This window comes from Clostridium sp. Cult1 (genome assembly GCF_021655095.1).
Lineage (GTDB): Bacteria > Bacillota > Clostridia > Tissierellales > Tepidimicrobiaceae > Schnuerera.
In genome coordinates, this window is record NZ_PPXW01000001.1 from 190,341 (window position 1) to 200,994 (window position 10,654).

A 10,654-nucleotide genomic window follows, 5' to 3' on the forward strand; every position below is an offset into this window, starting at 1 on the left:
AATTTTGTCTTCTAGATAGTAGACACTATGCTGGTAAAATCCTTCATAATTTCTTTAAATTTTTCCTCTCCAATTTCCGATATACTTTTACCCATTTCCGAATAATACTTCCCCAAAAAATCATTTATTTTTTCCTTATAGCTAATATCTACTTTATTATAAAAATTACCCATCACTAAAGCTATAGCAATAAAAGGTTGTCTTTCAATGAAATTTACATCTACTATACCACCTATATCGTATTTATCACAATTAAACATGGCCTTTACCGTTACTTCTATTTGATAGGCATAGTCATGAGGCTTGAACATGGTATCACCTCCATATATGATAAATTTTGTTAATATAATTTTATCATCATAGTGAAATCGATTCAATTAATTTATACTAAAGGGTATCGGTTCCATATGATTATAATCAAAAATGGGACGGTAAGAACCGTCCCTGCTGTCCCAAGCTATTTCAAAACACTAAATTCTATTTCCATTTGTTCTTCTTTACCATTTCTTATAATACTTAATTTGGCCTTATCTCCTTTTTTATATTTATAGAGGGATTTTTTTAGCTGATTCATATTTTGGATTTCTTGGTCATCAATTTTGGTTATTATATCTCCAGTTCTTAAATCACCTTTACTAGCAGGAGAATTTGGAACTACTTCAACTACAATGACTCCATTGTCTGCCTTTAATTCTACTCCCAGTTGCCTTTCGTATAGTTCCACTTCAATCCCTGTTATCCCAAGGAATACAGTTTTATAGGTACCTTCTTTTACTACCTGTTCTATTATGGGTTTTACCATATTTATAGGTATTGCAAATCCTAATCCTTCTGCTGTTTTTATCTTAGCTGTGTTTATTCCTATTACTTCCCCTTTACTATTTAATAGAGGGCCTCCACTATTTCCTTCATTGATAGAAGCATCTGTTTGGATTAAATCTTCAATAACATTATATCTATCTACTTGGATAGATCTATGGAGTCCAGATATTATTCCTGAAGTTACAGTCCTTTGAAATTCCAGTCCTAATGGATTTCCTATAGCAATAGCAATTTCACCTACTTCTAATTTTTCTGAATCTCCTAGTGTAGCCACTGGTAAATTCTTTGCTTCTACCTTTACTATAGCTAAATCTATAGAACTATCATTCCATAATACTTTCCCTGGGATTTTATCTCCATTTTCCAGTAATACAGTTATCTCTTTAGCATTCCCATCACCAACTACATGGGAATTGGTAAGTATATAGCCATTCTTATCTACTATTACTCCAGAACCTACCCCATCTACTTCTTGGGATATAAACCCATAATTTTGAACTTCTTTCGTAGTAATCCCTACTACACTACTCATAGCCTTTTTAGCCGCTACAGAAACTGCAGTAACACTATTATCATCAATATTATAAACCACATTATCATTACTAGTTTCTTCTATGGCTGGTAATTTATCGGCATATAAATATTTTATAGCTATATAAGGAGATACTAATCCACCAATAAGGGAGGATATTAATGCAATAGCTATATAAGATAGTATCCTATTCCTTTTTTTCCTCTTTTTATCTTTATATATACCTTCTTTTTTTACATATCCAACATGATTATTTTCTTCAGCATTATCTTCTTCGCTATCCTCAACTACTGTATCTATACCTTCTATTATCTCTATCATTTGATCCAAGTCCCTTTTTTCATCATCCATTTTAAAACCTCCTTCTTCTTCGATGTTTATCTATAGAATAATATATGAATGTGAAAAAAATATAGATAGATTATGTTTTTGTTGTAAAATTATCCTTTCACTTTTTCACAATTTCCCATAATCATTTGATATGAATACCATATATTTTCGATAATATATTATATTAGTAAAAATTATAATCAATTAAAAATTATTTTTTCTGATATAATAAGCTTAAAGAATTCTTTAAGGAGAAGATATATATGAGCTTTAAAATTTATTTGGTAGAAGATGATAAAAATTTAAATTTAATATTAACTACTTATTTAGAAAAAGAAGGTTGGCAAGTATCTTCTTTTCTAACAGGAAAGGATGCTCAAAAATCCATTAACAACCCACCAGATCTATGGATACTAGATATTATGCTTCCAGATATAGACGGATATCAACTTATAAAGGAAATAAAGTTGACCACTCCAAATATTCCCGTAATATTTATTTCTGCTAGAGATGCAGATATCGATAGGGTTTTAGGTTTAGAATTAGGTAGTGATGATTATTTGGCTAAGCCTTTCCTTCCTAGAGAATTGGTCATTAGAACTAAAAATCTGTTGGAACGAATATATGGCATCCCGTATCAGGTTATAAATATTCCTCCTTATACAATAGAAGAAAAGTCTAGGAGGGTTAAACTGGGAGACAATTTAATAGATTTAACCTCTAAAGAATTCGACTTACTACTCTATCTTGCTAAGAATCAGGGTATAGCCCTTTCTAGAGAGCAAATTTTGGAAACCATTTGGGGATCTGATTATTTTGGCACAGATCGAGTGGTTGATGATTTAGTAAGAAGGCTTAGGAAGAAGATGCCCGAATTAAGGATTGAAACCATCTATGGATATGGATATAGGATGATAGAAAATGATAAATAGAATGAAAAATTGGCCATTATCTATTCAAATTTGGGTAGTTTTTGCAACTATTACTTTGGGTATATCCTTGATATTATCTGTAATATTACCATTGACTCTAAGGGATTTTTTCACCAATGAAATATATGCAACCATAGAATCGGCTCAGACTTTGATGTTCAATCAATATGATCTTCGTTCTATAAGGGATTTATTAAAATCCCAAGGTCCAGAAAAATCAAGACAAACTTTAGAAAATATTCGTACCGTCAACCATTTCATTATATATGAAGACAGTCCAATAATTTTTTCTTCTTCTTTTTCCATGAACTTCTTAAATGAAGTAAAAAACCAGGCATTAAATCAAAGAAACAATAGTGAAAGATATAGTGGAAAAGTAGGAACGGAGAAAATTTTCTATGTTATTACTAAAGGCAAGGCTTTAAACCAAGATGCCTATTTAGTCTCCTATATGTGGGATTCCTATAGGGAAGATTTGGTCCAAACCCTATTTAGAAAATTAGCCTTTATCATGTTTCTAGTTTTCATCTTTAGCTGGATTCCTGCCATATTGTTGGCCAGATATTTATCTAGTCCTCTTGTAAGTTTAGAAAAGCGAGTAGAGAAACTTGCAAATAATGAATGGGAAGAACCTGTAGAGTTAGATAGACAAGATGAAATAGGAAAATTAGGGGAATCTATAGAGCAACTTAGAAATCAATTAATCTACCAAGAAGAAATGCAACAATCCTTCTTGCAACATATATCCCATGAGTTAAAGACCCCAGTTATGGTTATTCGCAGCTTTTCCCAGGCCATTAGGGATGGAATCTATCCAAAGGGAGATTTGGATTGTTCTGTAAAGGTAATAGACGAAGAAGCAGAAAGACTTGAAAAACGTATAAGAAATCTACTCTATATAACAAAACTAGATTATCTAAATACCCATGATATTCCTTACCAAAATTTTTCTTTAGATGGATTGATAAAGGATGTCATAGAAAGGTTATCTTGGAGTAGAACGGATATAGATTGGCAATTAGAATTATCTCCAACAAATATTGACGGCGATATTGAGCAGTGGCGAGTAGTTGTAGAAAATCTATTGGATAATCAGATTAGGTATGCAAAAAACTCTATACTTATATCCTTAAATGGAAAAGAGGAAAATAAGGTGTTACTCAGATTTTGGAATGATGGACCAAATATTGAGCCAGAAACATTAGATTCTCTATTTACCAAATTCAACAAAGGATATAAAGGGGAGTTTGGTCTCGGATTGGCTATCGTTCATAGGATTGTAACTTTAAATGGAGATGAAATCTGGGCTGAAAATGAAGAAGAAGGGGTGTCTTTTTATGTGGAGATAATAAGAAAGTGAGTCGAATATTTTTCAGCTCACTTTTTAAAATATTCATGCTTATAAGATTCCTTATAAAATTTGCTAATCTAAAGGAACGACAAAGGTCGTTCCTTATTCTATCTCCAGCATTACCGGACAATGATCACTGCCCATTATTTCTGAATGAATTTGGGCATCCTTTAATCTATCTTTAAACCTTTCCGATACTATAAAATAGTCAATTCTCCAACCTACATTCCTATCTCTAGCCTTTCTCATATAGGACCACCAAGTGTAGGCATCTTCTTTATCTGGATAGAAATATCTAAATGTATCTATGAATCCTGTTCCTAATAGTTCTGTCATCTTTCCTCGTTCTTCATCGGTGAAACCAGCGTTCCTCCTGTTGGTAGATGGGTTTTTTAAATCTATTTCCTTATGGGCTACATTTAAATCTCCACATAGTATTACAGGTTTAATAGAGTCTAATTCTTTTAAATAATTTCTAAATTCATCTTCCCAAGTCATCCTATAATCAAGTCTTGTTAATTCCCTTTGAGAATTAGGAGTATATACATTTACTAGATAGAAGTATTCAAACTCTAAAGTTATAACCCTTCCTTCATTATCGTGTTCTTCTATTCCTAGACCGTATTTTACATCTAAAGGCTTGTCCTTAGTGAATACGGCCGTACCTGAGTATCCCTTTTTCTCAGCATAATTCCAATATTGATGATATTCTGGTAAGCTTAAATCAATTTGTCCTTCTTGTAATTTAGTTTCTTGAACACAGAATATATCTGCATCCACTTCTTCAAAATAATTTAAGAAACCTTTTCTAACACAAGCCCTAAGACCGTTCACATTCCAAGAAACTAACTTCATTTTATCCCTCCATATATTCTTTCATAATCATCTATTTTTAGGTAAAATCTCATTTTTCCACACACTAGGAGCAAATAAAGCTATGATAGTAAATAACTCTAATCTTCCCAACAACATAAATAAGGATAACAATAGTTTAGAAGCATGACTAAATTGGTTAAAAGTTCTTGCCGGTCCTACTAAGCCTAACCCTGGTCCAATATTTCCTAATGTTGCTGCTACTGCACCAGCAGAACTTTCAAAATCTATTCCTTCTAAGGATATAAAAATAGTTCCTAATATAAATATCATAATATATAATGTAAAAAAACTAGTAATACCTGCTACTACCTCGTTAGGAAGAACTCTATCTCCAATTTTAATAGGTATGACAGCTCTAGGATGGAAAATCTTAGATATTTCCCTTTTTACCAATTTTAATAAAACTAGAATTCTTATATTCTTCATTCCCCCGCCTGTTGAACCTGCACATCCACCAACAAACATAAGGGAAAATAGGATTGTTTTACTAAAGGTAGGCCATTTATCAAAATCCACCGTAGCATAACCTGTTGTAGTTATAATAGAACCCACTTGAAAAAAAGCATCCCTTAAAGCTAACCAAAACCTATGGTATATTGTTGTGTTGATATTTAATGCAATTAACAAGACAGCCATGAATATTATACCCAGATATAGCCTCAACTCTTCATTTTTTATTACTTCCTTCCATCTCCCTTTAAAAAGAGAATAATATAGGGAAAAGTTGACTCCGGATAATATCATGAATGTACCTATTACCAAATGTATATATGTACTGTTATAGGCTCCTACACTAGAATTTTTAATAGAAAATCCGCCTGTACCTACAGTTCCAAAAGTATGAACTATTGTATCAAAAAAGGGCATCTTGCCTACTAATAACAAGACTATCTGTAAGATAGTGATAACAAAGTAAGTCGTATACAGTATTTTTGCTGTGTCTTTAATTCTTGGTGCAATCCTATCAGGTTGAGGGCCAGGGGATTCAACTTTGAAAATTTGAAAACCTCCTACCCCCAAGGTAGGTAGAATAGCAACAGTAAATACTAATATACCCATACCACCAATCCAATGGGTGAAGGATCTCCAAAATAGAACACCTTTTGGTATCACCTCAACATTATCAATAATTGTTGCCCCTGTAGTAGTAAACCCAGATACAGTTTCAAAAAAAGCATCTACCCATGATAGAATACTACCGGAAAATATAAAAGGCAATGAACCAAAAAATGAAGCTAGAATCCATCCAAAAGCAACTATAGTAAGTCCTTCCCTTGCCTTAATGCTTTTGCTAAACCTAAAACTTTTACTCATTATTAAACCTATTAGACTAGTTATAATAATACTAATTATAAAAGCCATTTTATCCGATCCATCATAGTATATAGACACCAATAGGGAAGGTATCATCAATGCTGCTTCTACCAATAGTAAATTACCTAATATTTTAATTACCGACCCATAGACCATTTAAGATACCCCCCTTATTTGATTTTATCATCTTATTAAAGGCTGGCATATGGGATGTTAATGAGAATACAATTATTCTATCATTTTCATGGATTATACTGTTTCCGTTTGGTATTATAACTTCTCCTTTATGGACAATAGCCCCTATAATAATACCCTTTGGTAAACCTAATTGATATAATGGTTTGCCTACTATAGACATATCCTTACTAGCGATAACCTCAGTAACTTCTCCCTCTCCTCCAAGAAGCAATGAAACAGATACTACTTTCCCACCTCTTATGAATTTCAACACATTACTAACAGTAATATTTACTGGATTTAAAGCTATATCTACATCCAATTTATCTACTATATGGGCATAATTAGGCCTACTTATTTTTGCAATAGTCTTGCCTACTCCTAGTTGTTTTGCTACTAGAGCCATCAATAAGTTTTGTTCATCAAAACCTGTAGCTCCTATAAAAGTATCATAAGAGGATAAATCCTCTTCTTCCAAAAGATCAAAATCAGTCCCATCTCCATGAATTATCAAAGTATGGTTAAGCTCCTCTGCCAAATATTGGCACCTCTCCTTGCTCTTTTCAATTATTGTAACATTAGTACCTACTTTTTCTAACCTTTGAGCTAGATAATATCCTATATTACCTCCACCTAGAATTATTACTTTTTTTGATTCCTTTTTATTCATGCTAATTCCAAATCTTTCACCTAATTTGTTAATATTCTTGCTTTTGCCTATAACATGAATAACATCTTCTGCCATTAACTCAGTAGAACCGTTTGGAATAATTAAATCACCTTCTCTAGATATAGCAGTAATAAGAAGTCCTTCTAATCCTTCTAATTCCATTAATTTTTTCCCAACAAAATCATGAGTGCTACCTAGGTGAAAATCCACCATAGAAACTTTCCCTTTGGCAAAGTCTCCTGAGTAAAAATTATATGTTTTAGATAGATATCTTTCTATTTCAATTGCAGTAGTCAGATCTGGGTTGATAATATGATCGATCCCCATTTCTATTTTTACAAAATCCAACTGTTCTATAAATTCAGGATCTCTAATTCTTGCTATAGTCTTTTTACAGTGTAGTTTTTTTGCTAAAGTACATATTAAGGTATTGGTCTCATCGCTATTTGTTGCTGCTACAAGCAAATCATAAGTATCTATATTAAGCTCTTTTAATGTAGCAATTTGTATCCCGTTTGCCCTAACTGTTAAAACATCTAAATGATCATTTATCCTTTCTAAGGTTCTAAAATTCATATCTACTAGGGTAACATCAATATCTTCATTATTCATAGACTCTGCTAGTCTATACCCTAGTTTGCCAGCTCCAACAATCATTACTTTCATTTTAAATCCTCTCCTATTATATACATATAGCAATATTATAACAGTTCTAATAATAATAAAAAAGTTTTTTACACTATTAATTTATGGAATCTAATTCGAAATAATAAATCAATATTAAAACAGTAATCAGTAGTATTTGCCAATAGAACTATGATATAATTATATCAAATAAGATATTAAACTAAGAACAATCAAATATAATTAGATTGTGAGGTTTTATTATGATTATTAAAAGAATATCCCTATTCTTTATAATAGCGCTTATTTTATTAGCTTCAGTTGGATGTGTGGAAAAGTTTACTTGTTCCGTGTTAAATTGTAAAATTAAATCTGGAGAGAATATTACTTTCTTTATAGCAACAGATCCTCATCACCTATCTAAAAAGACTTATGATAATGGAAAAGCCTTCCATTGGTTTCTTAATTCTGGTGATGGAAAACTACTTCATTATACTGACGAAATAATAGATGCTTTTACTTTAGATATTGAGAATAGTAAACCAGATATATTGATTATTCCTGGCGATCTAACTTGCAATGGAGAAAAAGAAAGTCATTTAGAAATGGCAGAAAAATTAAAAAACATTAAAAAATTAGGAGTCCATATATTCGTAGTTCCAGGAAATCATGATATTGAAAATCCTTGGGCTAGAAACTATTTTGGAGATGAAATGATTAAAATTGATTCCATATCAAAAGAAGAGTTTGTAGAAATTTATGAACCCTTTGGCTATAAGGATGCTATTTCTAGAGATAATTATTCTTTAAGCTATTTGGCAGCTCCTGCAGAAGATGTTTGGCTATTAATGCTAGACTCAGCTAAATATAAGCGAAACAAAGTAAGAGATGCTCCAAAAATGGGTGGAGAAATCCCAGCTAAAACCTTTGACTGGATAAAAGAATGTGCTAATTTAGCAAAAGAAAATAATGCTCAGATTATAGCTATTATGCACCATAGCTTAATGGATCATAGTGAAGTAATTAATGAACATTATACCATTGAAAATAGCCAAGAAGTAATAGATCTACTCCTTAGTTGTGATATACAGATTGCATTATCTGGCCATATTCATTTGCAAGATATAAAGTCTTATAAAAGGGATAATAAAAGGATTTATGATATTGCCACATCCTGTTTAACAGCCTATCCTAATCAATATGGTGTCCTAAAATTTTCACCAGAAAGAGGATTTGATTATTCAACAAGAAGAGTTGATGTATACGCTTGGGCTTGGGAAAATGGTATAAAAGATAGAAATTTAAATAATTTTAATAAATATTCTAGAGAATTCTTTAGACAAAGATCCTACGATAAATATTATGATAATTTGCTAGAAATAAGTAAGTTTTCCGACGAAGAAATGAAAGCCATATCAGAAACCGTGGCAGAACTCAATTTAAAATATTTTGCTGGTTTTAGAAATGAACTTATTCATGATATATTCCCCACTGAAGGATTTAAGATTTTACAGGATACTGCACCATTTTTCATTAGGGATTATGTATTGAGTATGTTTAATGATCAAAAAACGGACAACAATAAAATACATATTCCAATTTATTGAAGATGATAAAAAGGAATAAATAACTTAATCATTCCTAGTCTTATTATTGATATTTTCTATATCTTTTGGGTAACTATAAATTAGTATAATGGAAAAATTAAGCGAGGAGTGATCTCTAATGAAAAAAATTATCACTATTGAGTATTGTACAGCTTGAGGCTACTTACCAAGAGCAGTTGCTCTAATAGACAATTTATTAGGAGAGCATAAGAATGAAATATCTGAACTCAAAATAATCCCTTCTTCTGATGGGGTGTTTGAAATAACTATTGGAGACGAATTGATTTTTTCTAAAAAGGAATTAGGAAGATTCCCTGAGGAAAATGAAGTAGAAGAAATGGTAAAAAACAAAATATAAAATAGAATTAATATAAAATTTTTTAAACAAAAACTCCACCTTTTCCTTTTAATAGGTTAAAGGTGGAGTTTTAACAATATACATTTGGGAGTGTAAATAATGTGCATAAATATTCTTACATGGAATATTAAAGTAGGACAAAATAAAGATGGTGGTTATCCAGTTTCAAAAACAGGAAATTTAGATAGAATTGCAGATCTTATTAAGGAATCCAAAGCTTCAATTGTATGTCTTCAGGAAGTAGATGCATATACTTTACGATCCGGAATAAAGACTCATCAGGCCGCATATATTTCTGATAGACTTACTTTTACCACAGGAAAGGTTTGGAATTATAAATATATTGTTTCTAAGAATATGAACCCAGGATATTACGGTAATGCAATTCTAAGCTGCTATCCAATGACAACTGCTTTAAAAATCCATTTGCCTAAGGTAAATAGCAAAGAAGACCGCAGTTTTCTTCTTACAAATGTTTACATGGAAGATTTTTTAATATATATAGGCACATTTCATTTGGGACTACAAGGAGATCAGTTTTTTCAGGCACAACAAATAAAGAATGTATTAAACAATAATTGTTATTTTGATAAAAGAATAATCCTTGGAGGTGATCTAAATACCCCAGAAGGTTCAGTTGCTTATCATATAATGCTTAATCAAGGATTTCCTATGATAGATGTTGGACCTGTGGGAGTCTGTACTTTAAACTGCTATAATAATTCTGACAATCCAAAAATTGATTTTTTATTTTTAAGAGGGCTTTCTACCTATAACCTAAGAAGTGAAGTACTACCCGTTGACATCTCAGATCATAGACCAGTAATGTTATATCAATTCTAAAATATATCTGATAAAAAAGAAGGCAATAAACCGTTAAAAGCATTATAAAACCCCATCTATATTCCTATAGATGGGGTTTTATAGATTAAGCTTCCATAAACATCTTTATATCATCTTCGACATTTGAAATTGTTCCAATTCCGAAGTTTTCTACCAATACATTGGCTACATTTGGTGATAAGAAAGCTGGTAGTGTTGGTCCTAAGTGGATATTTTTT

10 protein-coding genes and 1 pseudogene are annotated in these 10,654 nt (G+C 31.5%); 5 read left to right on the top strand and 6 right to left on the bottom strand.

The genetic code is table 11. The features are described 5' to 3' along the window. Nucleotides 1-11: 11 nt before the first annotated feature. On the bottom strand, nt 12-311 hold the full coding sequence (locus tag C3E89_RS00795) for a hypothetical protein (RefSeq protein WP_236910604.1): 300 nt from the start codon (nt 309-311) through the stop codon (nt 12-14). Between the two features lie 146 nt (nt 312-457). Next, nucleotides 458-1,705 carry a serine protease HtrA gene (htrA, locus tag C3E89_RS00800; RefSeq protein ID WP_236910605.1) on the bottom strand — a complete coding sequence of 416 codons (1,248 nt, stop codon included), beginning with the start codon at nt 1,703-1,705 and terminating at the stop codon, nt 458-460. Between the two features lie 242 nt (nt 1,706-1,947). Here htrA and C3E89_RS00805 point away from each other — a divergent pair, with 242 nt between their 5' ends. Together C3E89_RS00805 and C3E89_RS00810 are read left to right on the top strand one after the other, a co-directional pair. Further along, complete coding sequence (locus C3E89_RS00805) at nt 1,948-2,616, top strand: response regulator transcription factor (RefSeq protein WP_236910606.1); 669 nt, start codon at nt 1,948-1,950, stop codon at nt 2,614-2,616. Further along, nucleotides 2,606-3,976 carry a sensor histidine kinase gene (locus C3E89_RS00810; protein WP_236910607.1) on the top strand — a complete coding sequence of 457 codons (1,371 nt, stop codon included), beginning with the start codon at nt 2,606-2,608 and terminating at the stop codon, nt 3,974-3,976. Before C3E89_RS00805 ends, C3E89_RS00810 begins: the two co-directional genes overlap by 11 nt. 93 nt (nt 3,977-4,069) lie before the next feature. On the opposite strand, the gene C3E89_RS00815 is transcribed toward C3E89_RS00810, so the two are convergent. From C3E89_RS00815 to trkA, 3 genes are read right to left on the bottom strand one after another with little or no spacing between them, the layout of a single operon-like run. Beyond that, nucleotides 4,070-4,822, bottom strand: a complete 753-nt coding sequence (locus C3E89_RS00815) for an exodeoxyribonuclease III (RefSeq protein ID WP_236910608.1) — start codon at nt 4,820-4,822, stop codon at nt 4,070-4,072. 27 nt (nt 4,823-4,849) lie between these two features. Further along, complete coding sequence (locus C3E89_RS00820; protein WP_236910609.1) at nt 4,850-6,313, bottom strand: TrkH family potassium uptake protein; 1,464 nt, start codon at nt 6,311-6,313, stop codon at nt 4,850-4,852. After that, nucleotides 6,291-7,670 carry a Trk system potassium transporter TrkA gene (gene trkA, locus C3E89_RS00825; protein ID WP_236910610.1) on the bottom strand — a complete coding sequence of 460 codons (1,380 nt, stop codon included), beginning with the start codon at nt 7,668-7,670 and terminating at the stop codon, nt 6,291-6,293. Before trkA ends, C3E89_RS00820 begins: the two co-directional genes overlap by 23 nt. A gap of 221 nt (nt 7,671-7,891) precedes the next feature. Here trkA and C3E89_RS00830 point away from each other — a divergent pair, with 221 nt between their 5' ends. The 3 genes and pseudogenes from C3E89_RS00830 (at nt 7,892) to C3E89_RS00840 (ending at nt 10,436) form a co-directional block, all read left to right on the top strand. Beyond that, complete coding sequence (locus tag C3E89_RS00830; protein ID WP_236910611.1) at nt 7,892-9,235, top strand: metallophosphoesterase; 1,344 nt, start codon at nt 7,892-7,894, stop codon at nt 9,233-9,235. A 169-nt stretch (nt 9,236-9,404) separates the two neighbouring features. After that, a pseudogene (locus C3E89_RS00835) lies at nt 9,405-9,593 on the top strand (SelT/SelW/SelH family protein); the annotation flags it as partial. Between the two features lie 99 nt (nt 9,594-9,692). Then, nucleotides 9,693-10,436: an endonuclease/exonuclease/phosphatase family protein gene (locus tag C3E89_RS00840; RefSeq protein ID WP_236910612.1), complete on the top strand. Its 744-nt coding sequence runs from the start codon at nt 9,693-9,695 to the stop codon at nt 10,434-10,436. Between the two features lie 85 nt (nt 10,437-10,521). On the opposite strand, the gene C3E89_RS00845 is transcribed toward C3E89_RS00840, so the two are convergent. Further along, on the bottom strand, nt 10,522-10,654 hold a 133-nt coding region (locus C3E89_RS00845), incomplete at its 5' end, for a hypothetical protein (RefSeq protein WP_236913416.1).

Bases quoted from the DNA above. Each gene is read 5' to 3' on its own strand.
- C3E89_RS00795 (WP_236910604.1), bottom strand. From the start codon at position 311: ATGTTCAAGCCTCATGACTATGCCTATCAAATAGAAGTAACGGTAAAG.
- htrA (WP_236910605.1), bottom strand. From the start codon at position 1,705: ATGGATGATGAAAAAAGGGACTTGGATCAAATGATAGAGATAATAGAA.
- C3E89_RS00805 (WP_236910606.1), top strand. From the start codon at position 1,948: ATGAGCTTTAAAATTTATTTGGTAGAAGATGATAAAAATTTAAATTTA.
- C3E89_RS00810 (WP_236910607.1), top strand. From the start codon at position 2,606: ATGATAAATAGAATGAAAAATTGGCCATTATCTATTCAAATTTGGGTA.
- C3E89_RS00815 (WP_236910608.1), bottom strand. From the start codon at position 4,822: ATGAAGTTAGTTTCTTGGAATGTGAACGGTCTTAGGGCTTGTGTTAGA.
- C3E89_RS00820 (WP_236910609.1), bottom strand. From the start codon at position 6,313: ATGGTCTATGGGTCGGTAATTAAAATATTAGGTAATTTACTATTGGTA.
- trkA (WP_236910610.1), bottom strand. From the start codon at position 7,670: ATGAAAGTAATGATTGTTGGAGCTGGCAAACTAGGGTATAGACTAGCA.
- C3E89_RS00830 (WP_236910611.1), top strand. From the start codon at position 7,892: ATGATTATTAAAAGAATATCCCTATTCTTTATAATAGCGCTTATTTTA.
- C3E89_RS00840 (WP_236910612.1), top strand. From the start codon at position 9,693: ATGTGCATAAATATTCTTACATGGAATATTAAAGTAGGACAAAATAAA.